Origin of the sequence: Mucilaginibacter conchicola (assembly GCF_003432115.1) — a bacterium.
GTDB classification, from domain to species: domain Bacteria; phylum Bacteroidota; class Bacteroidia; order Sphingobacteriales; family Sphingobacteriaceae; genus Mucilaginibacter; species Mucilaginibacter conchicola.
In genome coordinates, this window is record NZ_QWDC01000001.1 from 233716 (window position 1) to 252032 (window position 18317).

17 protein-coding genes are annotated in these 18317 nt (G+C 43.5%); 9 read left to right on the forward strand and 8 right to left on the reverse strand.

Going from position 1 to position 18317, the window contains the following annotated elements:
* Positions 1–14: 14 nt before the first annotated feature.
* The 8 genes from smc to D0C36_RS01010 form a co-directional block, all read right to left on the reverse strand.
* Complete coding sequence (gene smc, locus D0C36_RS00975) at positions 15–3572, reverse strand: chromosome segregation protein SMC (protein WP_117389726.1); 3558 nt, start codon at positions 3570–3572, stop codon at positions 15–17.
* Between the two features lie 63 nt (positions 3573–3635).
* Complete coding sequence (locus D0C36_RS00980) at positions 3636–4937, reverse strand: DUF2268 domain-containing putative Zn-dependent protease (RefSeq protein ID WP_117389727.1); 1302 nt, start codon at positions 4935–4937, stop codon at positions 3636–3638.
* A gap of 48 nt (positions 4938–4985) precedes the next feature.
* Positions 4986–5771 (reverse strand): PhzF family phenazine biosynthesis protein, encoded by a 786-nt coding sequence (locus D0C36_RS00985; protein WP_117389728.1) that lies wholly within the window; start codon positions 5769–5771, stop codon positions 4986–4988.
* 5 nt (positions 5772–5776) lie between these two features.
* The gene (locus D0C36_RS00990) at positions 5777–6439 is read right to left on the reverse strand and encodes an ATP-binding cassette domain-containing protein (protein WP_117389729.1); all 663 of its coding nucleotides are present in this window, start codon (positions 6437–6439) and stop codon (positions 5777–5779) included.
* On the reverse strand, positions 6420–6746 hold the full coding sequence (locus tag D0C36_RS00995) for a hypothetical protein (protein WP_147321909.1): 327 nt from the start codon (positions 6744–6746) through the stop codon (positions 6420–6422). The genes D0C36_RS00990 and D0C36_RS00995 overlap by 20 nt, the downstream gene beginning before the upstream one ends.
* A gap of 16 nt (positions 6747–6762) precedes the next feature.
* On the reverse strand, positions 6763–7470 hold the full coding sequence (gene nfi, locus D0C36_RS01000) for a deoxyribonuclease V (protein ID WP_117389731.1): 708 nt from the start codon (positions 7468–7470) through the stop codon (positions 6763–6765).
* A gap of 54 nt (positions 7471–7524) precedes the next feature.
* On the reverse strand, positions 7525–8385 hold the full coding sequence (locus D0C36_RS01005; protein ID WP_090466905.1) for a sigma-70 family RNA polymerase sigma factor: 861 nt from the start codon (positions 8383–8385) through the stop codon (positions 7525–7527).
* A gap of 195 nt (positions 8386–8580) precedes the next feature.
* Positions 8581–9420: an MBL fold metallo-hydrolase gene (locus D0C36_RS01010; RefSeq protein ID WP_117389732.1), complete on the reverse strand. Its 840-nt coding sequence runs from the start codon at positions 9418–9420 to the stop codon at positions 8581–8583.
* A gap of 35 nt (positions 9421–9455) precedes the next feature.
* Between D0C36_RS01010 and D0C36_RS01015 the strand changes: the two genes are divergently transcribed.
* The 9 genes from D0C36_RS01015 to D0C36_RS01055 all read left to right on the forward strand — a co-directional run bounded on the left by D0C36_RS01015 (position 9456) and on the right by D0C36_RS01055 (position 18313).
* The gene (locus D0C36_RS01015) at positions 9456–10154 is read left to right on the forward strand and encodes a class I SAM-dependent methyltransferase (protein WP_317126746.1); all 699 of its coding nucleotides are present in this window, start codon (positions 9456–9458) and stop codon (positions 10152–10154) included.
* Positions 10155–10271: 117 nt separating this feature from the next.
* Positions 10272–10832, forward strand: a complete 561-nt coding sequence (locus D0C36_RS01020) for a hypothetical protein (RefSeq protein WP_147321910.1) — start codon at positions 10272–10274, stop codon at positions 10830–10832.
* 188 nt (positions 10833–11020) lie between these two features.
* Complete coding sequence (locus D0C36_RS01025; protein WP_117389735.1) at positions 11021–11959, forward strand: transporter family protein; 939 nt, start codon at positions 11021–11023, stop codon at positions 11957–11959.
* A gap of 8 nt (positions 11960–11967) precedes the next feature.
* On the forward strand, positions 11968–13518 hold the full coding sequence (locus D0C36_RS01030; protein WP_117389736.1) for a phosphatase PAP2 family protein: 1551 nt from the start codon (positions 11968–11970) through the stop codon (positions 13516–13518).
* A 27-nt stretch (positions 13519–13545) separates the two neighbouring features.
* Complete coding sequence (locus tag D0C36_RS01035; protein ID WP_147321911.1) at positions 13546–14337, forward strand: hypothetical protein; 792 nt, start codon at positions 13546–13548, stop codon at positions 14335–14337.
* A gap of 93 nt (positions 14338–14430) precedes the next feature.
* Positions 14431–15534 (forward strand): hypothetical protein, encoded by a 1104-nt coding sequence (locus D0C36_RS01040; protein ID WP_117389738.1) that lies wholly within the window; start codon positions 14431–14433, stop codon positions 15532–15534.
* 89 nt (positions 15535–15623) lie between these two features.
* Positions 15624–16088, forward strand: coding sequence for a RidA family protein (locus D0C36_RS01045; RefSeq protein ID WP_117389739.1), 465 nt, complete (start codon positions 15624–15626; stop codon positions 16086–16088).
* 12 nt (positions 16089–16100) lie between these two features.
* The gene (locus tag D0C36_RS01050; protein ID WP_117389740.1) at positions 16101–17216 is read left to right on the forward strand and encodes a D-TA family PLP-dependent enzyme; all 1116 of its coding nucleotides are present in this window, start codon (positions 16101–16103) and stop codon (positions 17214–17216) included.
* 26 nt (positions 17217–17242) lie between these two features.
* The gene (locus D0C36_RS01055; protein ID WP_117389741.1) at positions 17243–18313 is read left to right on the forward strand and encodes a dipeptidase; all 1071 of its coding nucleotides are present in this window, start codon (positions 17243–17245) and stop codon (positions 18311–18313) included.
* Positions 18314–18317 lie beyond the last annotated feature (4 nt).

The window sequence follows — 18317 nt, forward strand, 5'->3', positions numbered from 1 at the left end:
TGTTGATCTGCTTACTACTCCGCAAATTCTCTTAAATCTACCGGCACAACACGCGATATGCCTTGCTCAACCATAGTTACACCGTATACAATATCGGTACAGGCAATGGTGCGTTTATTGTGCGATATGATGATGAACTGCGATTCGGCAGAGAATTTACGGATAATGTTATTGAACTTGTCGATGTTGGTATCATCTAACGGTGCATCTACCTCATCAAAAATACAGAATGGGGCAGGCTTTAACAGGTAAAGCGAGAAAAGGATGGCCGTAGCAGTCAAGGTCTTCTCACCACCCGATAACTGGTTGATAGATAGCGGACGTTTGCCCTTAGGACGGGCAATAATATCGATATCAGATTCCAGCGGGCGCTCAGGATCGGTCAACGTAAGATCACACGAATCTTCCTCGTTAAATAACGAGCGGAATACCTTGATGAAATTCTCCCGTACCAAAATAAAGGCGTTCATAAACTTCTCCTTAGCGGTATCATCTATCTCCTGGATAGTAGCCAACAACGATGCTTTAGCCTCAGCAAGATCTTTCTTTTGTGTTTGGATGAAAGTGTGGCGCTCATTCATTTCATTGTAAGCCTCAACTGCCATAGGGTTTATCGCACCAAAATCATCCAGTTGGCGTTTCATCTTCTCCGTTTTATCGCGGATGTCGTCCTCGCTTTCGGTTTCGCTCACCTCAACTTCAAGCAAGTCGTTAATATCGATATTAAACTCTACAGATAAACGCTCACGAAGGGCATTTAGCTCTATTTTAAGATTATTACGCTCATCCTTCAATTCGTTCTCGATAGTTTCTGTACGATCTTTTTGCTGGCGTAGTTTAGACACTTCAGCTTCGCGTTCGGTGATGGCATTGCGCCACGCGTAGTATTCCTGTTCGGCCTCGGCTGTTCCCTTTTCAAGGGCTTCTTTCTGCTCGTACATCTCCAGCAGGTTTTCGTCGCTATCGCCGGTTTGTTGCAGGTTTTCCAGTATCTGCGCTTTTACTTTTTCAAGCTCGCTATTATTCTGGCTAATGCGTGTATGCAAATGCTCCAGTTGTGTTTCGCGGTAATCAAGGTCTTTAGCAAGGCCCGATACTTTGTTTTGCTGCTGATGGAAACGGATGTTCTCCTGGTTATAAGCATTTGAACGAACGGTAACTATCTCGTTCAGTTCATTAAACAAAGCCTGTTTCTCCAGCATCAGCTCGTTCTGCGTTTGCTTTTGTTCTTTGAGGTCTATCAGCGTAGGGCCAAGGTTGAATATTTCTTCTTTGATACCCGCGATCTTATCGGCAATAGCCTGCTTACGGTTAAGGCTGTTCTCAATAAAGGCTTGGTATTGCTCCTGCTTGGTTTTAACAGTAACCAGTTCTGTATTCAGTTGGTTCAGCTCAAACTGCTTTTGCCTCACCTCATTAGCTTTGCCTGAAGCTTTAAGAGCTGCTAAACGACTATTCAGTTCTTCGTTCTGATTTTTAAAAGCTTGGATGCGTGTCTCGGCTTGTTTGATCTCTTTGAGCAGGTTATCCAGATTCTTAGCCCTGCCAATACGCTTACCTTCAAACAAACCTACAGAACCACCCGCCATAGTATGGCGCGATTTATTGAACTTACCGCTTTTACCTATTAACACTACACCATCAGGTAATTGGATAGAATTGATATCCTGCTCGCCCTGGTCGTTAACTAAGTAAACGTTCTTTAATAGATAGGTGCAGAGCGGTTTATAACGCTCATCAACTTCAACAACAGATAGGGCAGGGATAGCCGCCGCAGCCCCACCCAAACCCTCCCCGAAAGGTAGGGCTTTAGAAATTTCTTCTGTATAGTTATCCAGTATAAAGAATTGCGCCCTTCCTTTGGCTGATTTGCTCAGCAGGTTAATGGCGGCTATAGCTTCATCATAATTATTCACCACATAGTGGTTCATCAGCGGCTCCAGGTAGTTCTCAATCGCTACGCGGAATTCTTCTTTACAAAATAGGATATCACTGAAGAGGGTAATAGTTTTAGCCCAGCCTGTTGTCTTTTTAAGAAAGCGGATAGACTCAGGGAAACCTTCCAGGTTATCAACCAAACTTTTGGTGAGGTTATACTCATTCTGTTTAGCATCCAGCTTGCGGCTATCGGCGGCAATGCTTTCTGTAACTGTTTTAAGTGATGCTTCGGTTTCTGTGATCTGCTCCTGGAGTTTATTTTCTGCCTCAACTGCCAGATCGTATTCGCCACGCATGGTTTCTACGCGGTTTTGCAATTCGGCTACTACGGTATTAAAGTGGGTAAGCTCAGCTTCTTTATTGGTGGTATCTTCCATATTGCGCTGGCTTTCCTGCTCAAGGGCCTGCTGCTGGATGTTGAGGATATCTATATCTTTTTCGGCTTTATAAACCTGGCTTTGCAGGCGGTTATTCACCGAATTAAGTTCGTTCAATTCAGCACGTGCTTCGGTTTGCTGTGCGCGCAGCTCATCTACAGCCTCTTTTAGATCGGCAACCTGCGAGGTAATGGTTTGCAGGTTTTCATCTTCCTGCATTTTTTCCTCGTTAAGGCGCTTAATGTTGTACTGTACGTGTTTATACTGCGTATTATCGCGCTCTAACTCGTCTTTAAGGCGTGTCTCTTTATCTTGCTGATGTTTAAGCTGCTCGTTCTTTATCCGCTTTTCGCTCTCATACGCGCGGATCTTCGCTGTGTACTCATTGCTGGCTTTTTGTTGTGCCGCAAGGTTTTTCTCTTTGGTGATGCTGTCAACCTTGTTTTTTTGAAGGTCGGCCTCAAGAGTATCAATCTGCGAGGTAATGCCGGCTTTCTCAACCTTTTGTACCTGCTCTTTTTCCTCTATCTCAGCTAACGACTTGCTGAAGTTGGCAATACGGAAAGATGCCAGTGAAATACTCAGCGTTTTGTACTGCTCTTTTAAACGGTAGTAGCGTTCAGTTTTCTTGGCTTGGTTCTCAAGTGTTTTTAAGTTTTTCTCTATCTCGAACAACAAGTCTTCAACACGCTCCAGATCAGCCTCGGTGTCTTTTAATTTACTGAAAGTCTGTTTTTTACGCAGCTTATATTTAGAGATACCCGATGCTTCCTCAAACAAATTACGGCGCGATCCTTCTTTGTTGTTGATGATCTCGTCTATCATCCTCAACTCGATGATAGAGTAGGAGTCGGCACCTACACCGGTATCCATAAAAAGGTCGGTGATATCTTTTAAGCGGCACTGCACATCATTCAAGCGATACTCACTTTCACCACTACGGTAAAGACGGCGGGTGAGGGTTACCTGCGAGAAATCGGTAGGAAGGATGTTCTTAGTATTGTCGAAGGTTAAAGATACCTCAGCAAGGTTGGCTGCTTTGCGGCTTTTGGTTCCGTTAAAAATAACGTTGTCCATCTTCTCAGAACGCAGCATACGGGTGCTTTGCTCACCCAAAACCCAGCGTATAGAGTCGACAACGTTACTTTTACCGCAGCCATTTGGCCCGGCAATAGCCGTAACACCCTCATTAAAATTAATGGTGATCTTATCGCCGAAACTCTTAAACCCCTTGATTTCTAATTTAGTAAGCTGCATTAATCAGGACAAGTACTAATCGTAAAATAGATGCTTAAAATAAGTATTTTCCCGTAAAGTAGACTACTTCACTTCAAAATGTACGGTATAAGGTTTAAGAGGGTAACCATCTTTAGATTTGAACGATCTGTCGGTGATTATAAAATCGTATGTTGTGCCCGGTTTCAGATCCATTTTGAGTTTAAAAGCTTTACGATCATCACTAAAGCCGTTAACACCTGATAGTGGGAAATGCTCGCGACCGCCTTCGCCTAAATTGATCGAATATCCTTCGCCCATTGGTTGCGAGAACTTAATTGTCAACTCTTTTAAATCAGCCGAAACATCTTTTTGCCCGTTAATATCCGGATATAAACTAACCACAACAGGTCTCAGTTTATCAAGTTCAATTAACAGTTGTTGTTTATCTACCAGCTCTTTATAATACCCTGACTGTTTTAGAAATGCAGTTACTGCATCTTCATTGGTATAATCCAGCTCAATGATGTTTTTGATTGCCCGTTTCTTATTAGGTTGGCTGTTATAGTATGCTTTACATATAGCGTATCCCATAAAATATCCCAGATCTGCATGTGAATTTCCAGAGCCATTATACAGCCAGTTTTGGGTACCACTACCAAACATTTCAAGTTTGAATTTCTCTTTAAGTTCAGCCTCGTGTTCACGCCCATATATCATGTAGGCATTCTTATTAAGGCGGCCAGTAACCAGTTCTGCAATGAAATCTGCAGCGCCTTCCATAATCGCTTGCGAAAGCAGGATATGGGTATCGCCACTTTTTTGCTGCGTATGTACATATTCGTGAACGTTAAGACCAACCAGGTTAGCATTTTGCTGATTCTTAAAAACACCTTTAAGCCAATCGCTCAATTCTGAGGCATTTGTTTGCCCGTCGGCCGTGGCTATTTCTGCACCTACAAGTACCATGTCATCTGTAGTGGTACCGCCAGATCTGAGGCCGCCAATGGTAAAATACATTTTAGCGGGTTTTAATTCGGGGTAAAGTTTCCTAAACTTTTCTACGCTACGCTCAATTGCTACTACTTGTTGTTTTACGCTTAATGTATTTTTCCTGATGCTTTTCCAAAAGGCGGGATATTGATGAATGAGTTTTATCCACAATCTGGCATCATAGTCGCGTGCTTTCATAAATGCCTTAAGCCCCGGGGTACCGCGGTCAACATAAAGCTTTTGTAAAATATCAACCTGTTTTGCTGTATCGGAGACAGTTGCCAGGCTATCATACGCCTGCCAAAAATTATCTATGTCTGAGGTGTATACAATTTTACTGTTGCGCTGCTGCGCTTGCATCGCCAAAGGCATGCATAAAATAAACAGGAAAAGGAGAAGGTTTAGTTTTTTCATATCGGGACTTAGAGTTACCCGGATTTGCTTTGTTACAATCAAGAACCTTTAAACCTCGATGCTTCCGCGCAGATAGGTTACCGTTTTACCAGCCATTATTACACGGTCGCCCTTTAATTCGCACCAAAGTTCGCCTTTGCGGGCTGATATCTGGTAAGCATGCAATACATTCTTATTTAACTTACCTGCCCAATAAGGTATAAGGTTACAATGTGCCGAGCCAGTTACCGGATCTTCGGGTATGCCCGCGGCAGGCGCAAAAAAGCGCGATACAAAATCAACATCCTTACCTGGCGCCGTTACGATAACGCCCATAGTATTTATCTTAGCCAGTAACGAATGATCGGGTTGCATGTTCTGGATATCATCCTCACTATCATAAACCAGAAAGTAATCGCGGGAGCGTAAAACTTCTTTCGGTTGGGCGCCACCTAAGGCTGCCACAAGGCCCTCAGGCAAGTCGGCTGCAAAGGGTGGGCGCGATGGGAAATCCATAGAATATTTATCGCCCTCGCGCTTTACTACCAGCGTGCCTGCTTTAACGGTATCGAAATTAATGGTATCACCTGTGTAACCTAATTCGGTGAAAAGAATATGCGCCGTTGCCAATGTAGCATGGCCGCAAAGATCTATTTCCAACTCAGGCGTAAACCAGCGTAACAGGTAGCCATTATCGTTTTTTACGAAAAACGCTGTCTCAGCCAGGTTGTTCTCCAAAGCTATCTTCTGCATCATCTCATCCGGCAGCCACTCATCCAACGGACAAATTGCCGCAGGATTGCCGCCAAAAAGTTGATCGGTGAAAGCATCGGCCTGGTAAATGAAGATTGTCATAGCGTTTAACGGTTAATACCGCTAAGATAGCCGTAAGTAACTAAATCTTCATTATCTGTAATGTGTTTTGTGCAGCCCTTATCAAGCAGGATAACACGGTCGCTAACATCCAATATGTTATAATACTGATGATCGGTAACAATAATTCCCTTGCGTTTGGCGCAGGCGCGTATTACTTCTTTCAGTTCCTCGGCTTGTATAGGGGAGATGTGCGTAAAAGGTTCATCCAGCAAAATAAAATCAGCTTTGCTGTGTATCACCATCATAGTCTCAAAATGGCGCAATTGGCCACCAGATGGTTCGGCAGCGGTTTTATTGCAGCAAAGTTCATAGATTGGTAATTGCGTAAATGCAGGCCAAAAATCGGGGTCTACAACAAGCTTAGCCAGTTTCTGCAATCTTATCCCGTTGGGGAGATAGTTATGTTGAGGCAGATAAGCCATACAATTTCCCTGATAGCCTTTTTTTATAAATACATCATCAATAGCTACATACTTGTAAGTGGGTTTTAACAAACCGAAGATGATCTTCAGTAAAGATGATTTACCGCAGCCGTTTCTGCCCAATAAGCCGATGATCTCTCCCTGCCGACAGGTAACGTGCACATCCTGCAATATCTTGCGGCCATCGTATTCAAGTTGTATGCTATCAACCTTTAACGTGTGCATGGTGCGGTATAAAAGGTGATATCAAAGCAACTATCAGCAGGAAAACTGCCATGTCACAAACAAATATGTAAGTATACATGCGGGTAATGCTATAGCCAGCATTGCGGTAGAACATGAACGATCTATCAGAAAAATAATTTTTATAGAATACAGTACCGCCGTAGCCAACAATCTTTATAATGAGTGCGTTTACAACGAACCACATACCTATCTTTAAAAGATCGAGAATGCAGATTGCCGTAAAAATGAGATTGATGACCATTACAGGCCTGTAGAAATACCAGACAAGTGTACGCGTGTTGTTCATTGATGGTTTTAGGCGATTAATCAAACAACCCCGGCTGTGCAGGTTTACCGTCCCCATGCTCTATCCTTATCTTGTTAACTAACAAGTGTGCCTGCCTGGTTGGTTCGGGTATGCGGTAGCCGCGAATGCAATTTTTAATCACATCAACGCTTTGTTGTATACTGATATTATGCCCCGGCGAAATATAAATGGGATTGCAGCGCGCTTTGCTGCGCAGGGCTACACCAACTTGCTCGCCTTTATCATACATTGGGCTTTCGGCAAAGGATCTATCTGCAGGTTCATCAAACCTTCCAGCCAATCGGCTTTTGGCACTGCCGATGGTTGGCACGCCGGTTACCAAACCAAAATGTGTAGCAATACCCATGCGGCGTTCATGGGCTATGCCCTGGCCGTCTAATACCATCAGATCAGGCTTGGTGATGAGGTTATTCCATGCATCTATCAAGGCAGGGATTTCGCGGAAGGCCAGCAGGCCGGATATGTATGGGAACGTTATATGCGATATGGCTGTTGCTGTGCCAATGATTTTCAGTTCGGGATAAGAGAATACAACGATGCCCGCATAAAGTATATCTGAATATTTATTGAAAGATATATCGGCGCCAGCAATGGTGCGAATAGGGGTGTTGAGTTCCTTTATGCTGATCTGTTTGCGGAGTTCCTGCTGGTGGTCGATAGCCTGTGCAGGGGTAAGGTTTTGATAGCCGCTTACATCTTCCATAAATAATTTAACATAAAAAAGCCCCTGCTTGTTTAGCAGGGGCTTTTAATGTTGTTAACCTAAATATGATTTCAGGATCTTGCTTCGCGACGTATGGCGTAAGCGTTGCAGTGCCTTATCTTTTATTTGGCGTACACGCTCGCGGGTAAGGTTAAATTTCTCACCTATTTCCTCAAGCGATAGCGGATGGTTGGTACCTAAACCGAAGAACAATACGATGATCTCGCGTTCGCGCTCGGTCAAAGTAGAAAGTGAACGTTTGATCTCTTCTGATAACGATTCGTTGATCAGGATAGAGTCGGTGTTAGGCTCCTGGTTTTCCAATACATCTAACAGCGTGTTTTCTTCACCTTGTACAAACGGTGCATCCATTGATACGTGGCGACCACTGTTGCTCAGGGTGTCAGAAATCTTGTCAACAGTAGTTTCCAAAATATCTGCAAGTTCCTCTGGTGATGGCTCGCGCTCGTATTCCTGCTCTAATTTTGAGAAGGCTTTGCTGATCTTGCTTAATGAACCAACCTGGTTCAAAGGCAAACGCACAATACGGCTTTGCTCGGCAATAGCCTGCAAGATCGACTGGCGGATCCACCATACGGCGTATGATATGAATTTGAAACCCTTGGTTTCGTCAAAACGTTTTGCAGCTTTAATCAAACCTAAGTTACCTTCATTAATAAGGTCGCCCAGGGTAAGGCCCTGGTTTTGATATTGTTTAGCTACCGATACCACAAAGCGAAGGTTCGTTTTTGTTAAACGCTCCAATGCGGCCTGGTCGCCTTCTCTAATTTTCTGTGCTAAGATTACTTCTTCTTCGGCAGTTATCAGGTCAACTTTACCAATTTCGTGTAAGTACTTGTCAAGGGATTGTGACTCACGGTTGGTAATTGATTGAGTTATTTTGAGTTGTCTCATCTATTTTATTAGCCTCGATTCTTTGATTTAGAATTGAACGTGCAAAAGTACGAATTTGTTTCTTAAAAAACCAGTTTTATACTAAGAAAACCAGTATTTTACCCTAAAATGAGAAAGTATTTTTAGGGCTTGTTTTTGGAATAATTTTTGTGGGTTACAAATAGGTTATCGGTTTTTCGGTTTATGAAAACCAAGTTACAAATCTTTTAGCATAAATACATCTTTAACCCGTATTCCTTTTTCAGTGTGCTGCAAAGTACAGCATTCATTCATCGGGTCGTGTTCTAAATACAATATGTATTCCTTTTCTGCGGCCTCATTCCAGTACAATTTCCTTTCATCAAGTGTCTTCATAGGGAACATATCATAAGCCATTACATAAGGCAGCGGGATATGCCCAACAGACGGAAGCAAGTCTGCCATATACAATACTTGTTTACCTTTATAGCTAATTTGTGGCAGCATCATAGCATCGGTATGGCCGTATGCAAAACGGATCTTCACATCATCAGTAAAAGCTACGCCATCAACAGCGTCTATAAATTTTAGCTGCCCGCTTTCCTGTATGGGTAAGATATTATCTTTAAGAAATGAAGCTTTCTCGCGTTCGTTAGGATTAACTGCCCAGTCCCAGTGTTGGCTGTTGCTCCAGTACGTTGCATTTTTAAAAGCAGGGGCAAGGTTGCCGTTGATACGTTCTACCGCGCCACCTACATGGTCAAAATGCAGGTGGGTCAGGAAAACATCGGTAATATCATCTCTATGAAAACCTTTTGCGGCTAACGAGCTATCTAATGATGCATCGCCATGCAGGTAATAATGACTAAAGAATTTCTCGTCTTGCTTGTTACCAATGCCGGTATCTACCAATATCAGGCGATCTCCTTCCTCGATGAGCATGCAGCGCATGGCCCAGGTGCAAAGGTTTTTATCATCGGCAGGGTTTGTTTTTTGCCATAACGCCTTTGGCACAACGCCAAACATGGCACCACCATCCAGTTTAAAAAAGCCGGTATCAATAGTATGTAGTTTCATAGTATTTCAATTATAGGAAAAAATATCTTTGCATCGTGAACGACATTTTCGGACAAGCACTTTTTGACCACTACAAACAGAACGGTAAGCACAAGCTTTGGATAAACAATAAATACGGCCCCAAAGAGGAGATGCCGGTTGATGTTTATTTTCGTGATGAGGATGAAATGCCCGACCTGGAATTATTTGCTTTAAAGCATTGTAAAGGCAAGGTATTGGATATAGGGGCAGGGGCGGGCAGCCATGCTTTGATCCTGCAGAGTAAAGGACTGGATGTAACTGCTATGGATATCTCTCCGTTAGCAGTTGCAATAATGCAGCAGCGCGGAGTAACGAAAGCTATTGAAGCGGATGTTTTTAGTTACCGACAGCAACAACAATACGACACGCTTTTACTGATGATGAACGGCATTGGCCTGTGCGGCACTTTAGATGGTCTTCGTAAGTTTCTGCAACATGCAAAGCAACTGCTTAAACCCGGCGGAAAGTTACTGTTCGATTCGTCAGATATTGCTTACCTGTATGATGGCCATCCGCCCAAAGAGCATGACTACTACGGCGAATTATCATACCAATATATTTACAAAGGCAAAAAAACCGAGTGGTTTAAATGGCTTTATGTAGATGCCGAAACATTGAAGAAAATTGCAATAGAGGAGAAGTGGATAGGTGAGGTTTTATATAATGATGACATGGATCAGTACCTTGTGCAACTTACTCCTTTAGATAATTAAAGGTTTAAATACTAAAGCCTTAAGGCACCGGTTATTTATTTGAAAATTCTCTGTAATAAATTTGTTATATTCAATTTTATAAATATTTTTACGGTGTTATACCCTAATATTACCTGAGTGTTGAGAAGATTTCTGGCTATATTGCTGCTAAGCGTGCACCTGTTTAATGCGGGTGGATATGCCATTATTTTCCAATATTTTATGCGTCGCTCAGAGCAACAGATCGTAAAACAGATCTACGAGAACAAGGTTGATGCAACCCAACTTGTGCTGCTCAAAGTTCCGATGCGCACCCCCGGTATACAAGATTGGCCCGATTATGAGAAAGTACAGGGGCAAATTCAACTTAAAAATGGTTTCTATAATTACGTGGGTGTAAAAATGACCCGCGATACCATGTTCCTGGTATGCGTTGCCAACGAGGTTAAAAACAAATTGTTTGAGGCCAATACCATTATGGCTAAAAACATAAGTGATGCGCCGTTGAGCAAAAAAGGACAGGATGCGCCTGCTAAGAAATTAAGCTCGCCTGTAAGCGAGTACAATGTACCCGTTACCGAATACGATTTTCTGCAATTTAAAGATGCTTCAATAAAGAGAGAGAATCTTTTATCTTCAATATTAACTCACCCTTACATTGAATCTCCGGGCAAGCCGCCCAATCACCTCATCGGTTGATTAATATTCATTCTAAGATTTTTTGTGCGCTTTAAGCTGAACGGCTATATACGTTTTGTCGTAACGTTTATGATTTGTTCAGCGCTAAGCACCATGCAATTACTTAAGCATCAGCCATTAAATTTGTGAGATTTTTTGGTGGCTGATGCTTATAAAACTTTCATACCCTTATTATTTAAACCACTTTTATGAAGATAACTTTACAATATATTAAGTATTGTATTAGTGCATTGGCTTTGGTTGCTTTAAACCAAACTGTTAAAGCCCAAACCGAGTCTGATGCGCTTATGATACCGAAAAATTATTTCTGTGCCGCAGGCCTTTATACCCACAATAGCTGGAACCATTACTGGGAAGGCACTTTCCGCCGCGAAAATCTTAACCTTGGCACAGTAAGCAGCAATGTTTACGCACTTGGTGGCAACTACGGTCTAAGTAATCGTATTAACGTGTTGTTTATGGCACCTTATGTTAAAACAAATGTATCTGCAGGTACTTTAAGAGGCCAGCAAGGATTTCAGGATATCAGCCTCGCAGTTAAATGGATGGCAGTAAAAGAAGAATTAGGAACAGGCTTATTAAGTTTACATGCCATTTTATCCGGCAGTATCCCTGTGGGTAACTACCAGGCAGATTATCTGCCACTTTCTATTGGTATGCGCAGCAAAAATATTGCTCTGCGCGGTTTATTAAACTACCAGGTGGGCAGGTTCTTTGTAGCAGGTGCAGGCCAGTACATGCGTCGCGATAACATTACTATTGATCGCGATGCGTATTACACTACAGAAATGCATTACACTAACCAGGTTGCCATGCCAAACATGACCAACTTTTTATTTAGCACAGGTTACCGCAGCTTAAAGTTTAATGCCGAGGCTACGCTTACGCACATGAACACTATTGGTGGTTTTGATATCACTAAAAACAACATGCCTTTTCCAAGCAACAATATGGAAGCAACTGCGGTAGGCGGTATCTTCAAATACATGTTCCAGAACATTCAAGGCCTTGAGTTTACTGCAGGTGGCAGTTGGGTATTACATGGCCGCAATTACGGGCAAAATTTAGGCGTATTTGGCGGCGTATATTACGTATTCTCAACTAAAAAGGATAAATCAGAAAAATAAACCAACAGATGAAAAAAAATCTCCTACATATATTACCGGTTGTGTTTGCGGCAGTATCGTTGCTAAACTCATCATGTAAAAAAGAAATTGTTGAGCGCAATACCGTATTCCCGGCCCTGGCACCGGCTAACCAGGATCTTGATGCAGACACCTGGAAACCAATTTTAACAGCATCATCAACATTTACTGTTGCTACGCCGGATGCTGTTACATCGCCAAATTATTTGGCCGATCTTAACGAGATAAAGAGCTATCAGCGTAACTTAACAAAAGAACAGAACGATATTATCGCTTACTGGAGTGCAGGTTCTGTTTTACGCTGGAACGAAATATTACGCGACCTTGTAGCTAAGCATAACCTGCCGCCATACCAAAAAGATGATGGTACATACCCTGCACCAAGTGCCGCTAACCCGTTAGCTTATCCTTTGTTCCCTTTTGCTAACCCGCCTTATGCTGCACGTGCTTATGCTTATGTAAGCGCGGCCCAATATGATGCGCTGGTACAGGCCTGGAAATTTAAAAAGCAATTCAATCGCCCGGCGCCATACAAAACCGATGCGGCTATTAACGCATTGGTACCAAAATCAGACCTGCCTGCTTACCCAAGTGAAGATGCAGTAGTATCTGGCGTTACGGCTAAAATGATGGAATTATTATTCCCCGGCGACCTTGATTTCATTCGTCAGAAAGCTGCCGAAGAAAAGCTATACCGCATTATGGCCGGTGCCAACACCCGCTCTGATATGGACGCAGGCGAATCATTAGGCCGCCAGGTTGCCGATGTGTTTCTTACCCGTGCGCGTAGTGATAAAGCAGGTGCCGCTATCGGTAACAAAGATATCTGGGATAAACTGGAAAATGATACCAAAGCAACGGGCCAAATACCATGGATAAGCTTAGAATTACCACGCCGCCCGCCTATGTTGCCGTTGTTTACACAAGTAACGCCATTCTTGTTCACAACTCAAACAGTTGTTTCATTGCGCCCTAAAGCACCTTACTCTACAAGCTCGCCGGAGTTTAAGAAAGAGGCTGATGAGGTATTGCAAATGAGCATGAACCGTAGTCGCGAGCATGAGCGTATTGTTGCTTTTTGGGCTGATGGTGTAGGCACAGTAACCCCGCCGGGACACTGGAACTATATTGCTGCCGAAGAGTTTGTTAAACATAAATTTAGCGAAGTGCGCTGGGCTCGTAACCTTGCCTTATTGAATATGGCCGAAATGGATGCCGCTATTGTGTGCTGGGATGCTAAGTATGCTTACTTTAACCCACGTCCAAGCCAATATATGTTTGATATTAAAACACTTACCGGTGTGCCTAACTTCCCGTCGTATACATCAGGTCACTCAAACTTTAGTGGCGCCGCTGCTACCATTTTGGGGTATTTGATTCCTGAGCGTAAAAATGATTTTATGGCGATGGCGCAAGAGGCAGCTATGTCGAGATTATACGGCGCTATACACTACCGCAGCGACTGCGAAGTTGGTTTACAAACCGGTATTAAAGTAGGCGAGTATGCAATTGCCCTTGCAAAAGCAGACGGTGCTAACTAAACAAATATTACAGCTTTTAAGTGAAGGATGATGAAGACTGAGCAAAAGATACACTACGTTTTAAGAATAGCAATAGCCATGTGCTTTATTGGCCATGGTTCTTTCGGGATCATAACTAAGCAAATATGGTGCAACTACTTTGCTGTATTTGGGATAGGCACTAAAAGTGCTTATGCTTTAATGCCATGGGTAGGCGGTGTGGATATTGCTTTAGGTGTATTGATGCTTTTTAGGCCGATGCGTGCTATAGCCCTGTGGTTGGTTGTTTGGGGTGCTGTAACAGCATTTCTTCGCCCGGCATCAGGCGAGCCTTTTGCCGAGTTTATTGAAAGGGCGGGCAATTTTGGTGCACCACTGGCTATGCTCATCTTATCGGGCGGAATAAAGAGCTTTAAACAATTATTTGAGGTAATAAACCCCGCTGCCACGGTTGACGACAAAACCATGGCGCGGGTTTATAACTGCTTAAAAGTAGTAGGCTTTTTCCTGCTGATGGGGCACGGTTGGTTAAACCTTATCCAAAAGAAAGGCTTACTGAGCCAATACGCTTCGCTTGGTTTTAGTGATCCGGCTAAGGTGGCACAGTTTGCGGGCGTGTTTGAGATAGTAGCGGCTTTGCTGGTACTATTTAAACCTGTTCGTAGCCTGGTACTCATCTTTATCATTTGGAAAGCAGCAACCGAGTTATTTTATCCTAAATACGAAGTATTTGAGTGGATAGAACGCGGGGGCAGCTACGGTACTTTATTGGCCTTATGGCTTTCATTAAAACAAGTTTCTTCAAATCTCACTATACCGTTCTTATCTAAAGATCATTGATCATTTAGGGGGACTTTCAACCAAACACACAATTAAATTAAGCGCCCTTAACAGGGTAGCATGCTATTATATTACCTTATAAAACCCACAATAATGAAACTTATTTACAAGGTGCTTTCGGGCATTATCATATACGTACTCTTTGCAAATACTAAAGTGAATGCACAAGGCTGTGTGGCCATTAGCGGTAAAGGAGCATTCACAGTAATGGAACATCCTATGCTGGATAGTACCGCCGCGCCCGGCCAAGAAAGCAGCTGGGTATTTACTTCATCGTATCGCTATTTCCACTCTTACAAACACTTTAAAGGCACCGAAGAGCAAAAGCAACGTCAAACACTTCACAACGAGGTTGTAAACTTCCAAAACACTATTGACCTTAGCCTTACCCGCAATTTCAACAGATTTTGGTCTGTAACGGTAGGTCTGCCTTATTTGATCAATATTCGTTCTTCATTATATGAGCATGGTGGTAAAGAGCGCCACAGATCATACTCAAACGGTATTGGTGATGCGCGTGTTGTAGCTTATCGTTGGTTATTTGACCCTCGCAAAGTACATAGTGGCAATTTGCAAGTTGGTTTAGGTATCAAATTGCCTACCGGCGATTATAATTACAGAAGCTACTTCTACAATGTAACACCATCAAAACGCCCTGTTGACCAATCTATCCAATTGGGTGACGGCGGTGTGGGTATTATTGCCGAAGCAAATGGATTTTTGAGTTTGGGTGGCCGTTTCAGTGGCTACACAAACTTGTACTACATGTCAAATCCGCGTAATACAAATGGTACCCGTACTTACCGCGAAACTTTAAGCGCTGCATTAGCAAATGAAAGTATTATGAGCGTTCCAGACCAGTATCTGGCGCGTGTAGGTGTTAATTACACTTTTGGTGGCTCATTAAGCGCGCTTACCGCATCAGTAGGTGGCCGTATTGAAGGTATCCCGCCCCGCGACCTGATAGGTAAAAGCGATGCATTCCGTCGTCCGGGTTATATCATCTCGGGTGAGCCGTCGTTAAATTACAGCTTCAAAAAAGTAAATGTTTTTGCCAGCGTTCCAATCGCATTAAAAAGAAACCGCCAGCAAAGCGTTACAGACCAGGAGAATTCTGCAAGAACGGGCACCTATGTAATTGGCGATGCCGCCTTTGCCGATTACTCTATCAATCTCGGTATTTCGTTCAAGTTTTAATAATGGTTATGAAAGCAAAAGCCGGGGTGGTTCCCGGCTTTTTTGTAATTAAAACTGGCATCTGATAGTAAAAGTAATAGTTTTACAAAATGAACTCTGCTGAACAAAACTTTAAAGAAACAGGCTTAAGCCTTCCGCCGGCACCAAAACCGCTTGGTGTTTACAAACCATGTTTAATTGATGGCAAATACCTATACCTATCGGGCCATGGCACCGTGCAGGATGATGGTACATTGATCATTGGCCGTATTGGTGATACCATTGATATGGAGAACGGTAAGCTTGCTGCAAGGCAGGTTGGCTTGGCTATGCTGGCCACTATAAAAGAAAACCTGGGCAGTTTAGATCGTGTAAAACGCGTTATAAAGGTATTGGGCATGGTTAACTGCACGCCCGATTTTGAGCGCCACCCGTACATTATAAATGGTGCAAGCGAACTGTTCGCCAAAGTTTGGGGCGAAGAGAACGGCATCGGTGTGCGCAGCGCAGTAGGGATGGGCTCGTTGCCTGATAACATCCCTGTTGAGATAGAAGCTCTTTTTGAACTGGTTTAAAACCAATCGCCTATGGAAATCCCCGCCTGGTACATCATCAACAATGTTGATGAACTGGATACGCCTGCACTTATAGTTTATCCTGATAGGGTAAAAAGCAACATCGATCTTTTAAAATCGATGGTAGACGACCCTTTCCGCTTACGCCCACATGCAAAAAGCCATAAAAGTGCTGATGCTGCTCTTTTAATGATACAGAGCGGTATCAGCAAATTTAAATGCGCTACTATTGCTGAGGCCGAAATGCTTGGCATAGCCAAAGCTACTGATGTACTATTGGCTTATCAACCGGCGGGCCCAAAGCTGCAACGCTTTATTGAGGTTATAAAAGCTTATCCAGATACAACGTATTCTTGTTTGGTAGATAACGATTACTCTGCAAACGTTATGTCAAAAGCTGCCATAGAAAGTAATTTAGTAATCCCGGTTTATATAGATCTTAACGTGGGCATGAACCGTACCGGATTAAAACCTAAATGTGCGTTTTTTCTGTTTAAAACATGTTCTGTGCTTCCCGGCCTAAGGTTGATGGGGCTACATGCTTATGACGGTCACATCCATGATGATGATTTTGCCGTGCGTGAGCAGCGTGTTGCTGAAGCACTTCAGCCTGTCCATCAATTAAGAGATGATCTGGTTAATGCTGGTTATGCAAAACCCTTACTAATTGCAGGCGGATCACCAACCATGCCAATCATTGCCCGGTTAAAAGATAATGTGGAGCTTAGCCCCGGTACATTTGTTTATTGGGATAAAGGTTATGGCGATGCCTATCCCGAGCAACCTTTTCAATCAGCGGCTTTGCTTGTTGCAAGAGTGATCTCCTTGCCCGAAGACGGTAAGATCTGTATCGACCTTGGTCATAAATCAGTATCAGCCGAGAGGCCGCTAAACGAACGGGTTTATTTCCTTAACGCACCCGAACTTAAATTCATCAGCCATAGCGAAGAGCATTTAGTAGCAGATGCAGGCCCTAATCATAACTATAAAGTTGGCGATGTGCTTTACGGATTACCTTTCCACGTTTGCCCTTCAGTAGCATTGTACGAACGGGCTATCACTATTGAAAATAATCAGATCTCCGGCCAATGGAAAACCATCGCCCGAGACAGAAAAATTACCATCTAACCATCCAACAATAAAACAATTCAACAATGTTTTGCATCGACGCCCATTTAGACCTCAGCATGAATGCCTTGGAGTGGAACCGCGATCTTACACAGCCGGTTGCCGCTATTAATGCCCGCGAAATTGGTTTAACTGATAAACCCGACCGCGCCAAAGCCGTGGTATCATTGCCGGAACTAAGGCGTGGCGAGATAGGCTTGGTAGTAGCTACCCAAATAGGGCGATACGTTGCGCCCGATAATCATTTACCGGGATGGCACTCTCCACAACAGGCCTGGGCACAAACCCAAGGGCAGTTAGCATGGTACAAAACTATGGAAGATGCCGGTGAAATGGTACAGATAACAGATATTACCGGATTGGAGCAGCACCTTGCATTATGGGAAGGCGGTGGAGACAGCTCAAAAAAGCCCGTAGGTTATATTTTGAGTTTAGAGGGTGCCGACTCTATTATTGATGTGAGTTACCTGCAAAAAGCTTATGATTACGGTTTACGCGCCTTAGGCCCGGCGCATTACGGGCCGGGGCGTTATGCTAACGGTACCGATGCCACCGGCAAAATGGGCGATAACGGGATTGCGTTATTGAAAGAAATGGAACGCCTCAACATTATCCTTGATGCTACGCATTTATGCGATGATGCATTCTGGCAGGCACTGGATAACTTTGGCGGACACGTTTGGGCAAGCCACAATAATTGCCGTGCACTGGTAGATCATAACCGCCAGTACAGCGACGAGATGATCAAAGCGCTTGTCGGCCGTGGCGCCGTCATCGGTGCCGCCCTGGATGCATGGATGATGGTGCCAGGTTGGGTGAGGGGGCAATCTGATCCTAAAACTATGAATTGCAACCTTGAAGTTATGGCTGATCATATCGATCATATTTGCCAAATAGCTGGTAACGCTCTACATGTAGGCATGGGCACCGATCTGGATGGCGCATTTGGCCGTGAACAATGCCCTTATGACCTTGAAACCATCACAGATTTGCAAAAAGTGCCCGAGATATTAACAAAACGCGGTTACAGCCAAACAGATATAGAACAAATGATGTATGGTAATTGGCTGCGTTTTTTGCGCAATGCATGGAAATAGGAGA

Bases quoted from the DNA above. Each gene is read 5' to 3' on its own strand.
- D0C36_RS00995 (WP_147321909.1), bottom strand. From the start codon at position 6,746: ATGAACAACACGCGTACACTTGTCTGGTATTTCTACAGGCCTGTAATG.
- D0C36_RS01005 (WP_090466905.1), bottom strand. From the start codon at position 8,385: ATGAGACAACTCAAAATAACTCAATCAATTACCAACCGTGAGTCACAA.
- D0C36_RS00990 (WP_117389729.1), bottom strand. From the start codon at position 6,439: ATGCACACGTTAAAGGTTGATAGCATACAACTTGAATACGATGGCCGC.
- D0C36_RS01035 (WP_147321911.1), top strand. From the start codon at position 13,546: ATGATGAAGACTGAGCAAAAGATACACTACGTTTTAAGAATAGCAATA.
- nfi (WP_117389731.1), bottom strand. From the start codon at position 7,470: ATGGAAGATGTAAGCGGCTATCAAAACCTTACCCCTGCACAGGCTATC.
- D0C36_RS01010 (WP_117389732.1), bottom strand. From the start codon at position 9,420: ATGAAACTACATACTATTGATACCGGCTTTTTTAAACTGGATGGTGGT.
- D0C36_RS01030 (WP_117389736.1), top strand. From the start codon at position 11,968: ATGAAAAAAAATCTCCTACATATATTACCGGTTGTGTTTGCGGCAGTA.
- smc (WP_117389726.1), bottom strand. From the start codon at position 3,572: ATGCAGCTTACTAAATTAGAAATCAAGGGGTTTAAGAGTTTCGGCGAT.
- D0C36_RS01045 (WP_117389739.1), top strand. From the start codon at position 15,624: ATGAACTCTGCTGAACAAAACTTTAAAGAAACAGGCTTAAGCCTTCCG.
- D0C36_RS01040 (WP_117389738.1), top strand. From the start codon at position 14,431: ATGAAACTTATTTACAAGGTGCTTTCGGGCATTATCATATACGTACTC.
- D0C36_RS01055 (WP_117389741.1), top strand. From the start codon at position 17,243: ATGTTTTGCATCGACGCCCATTTAGACCTCAGCATGAATGCCTTGGAG.
- D0C36_RS00980 (WP_117389727.1), bottom strand. From the start codon at position 4,937: ATGAAAAAACTAAACCTTCTCCTTTTCCTGTTTATTTTATGCATGCCT.
- D0C36_RS00985 (WP_117389728.1), bottom strand. From the start codon at position 5,771: ATGACAATCTTCATTTACCAGGCCGATGCTTTCACCGATCAACTTTTT.
- D0C36_RS01025 (WP_117389735.1), top strand. From the start codon at position 11,021: ATGAAGATAACTTTACAATATATTAAGTATTGTATTAGTGCATTGGCT.
- D0C36_RS01050 (WP_117389740.1), top strand. From the start codon at position 16,101: ATGGAAATCCCCGCCTGGTACATCATCAACAATGTTGATGAACTGGAT.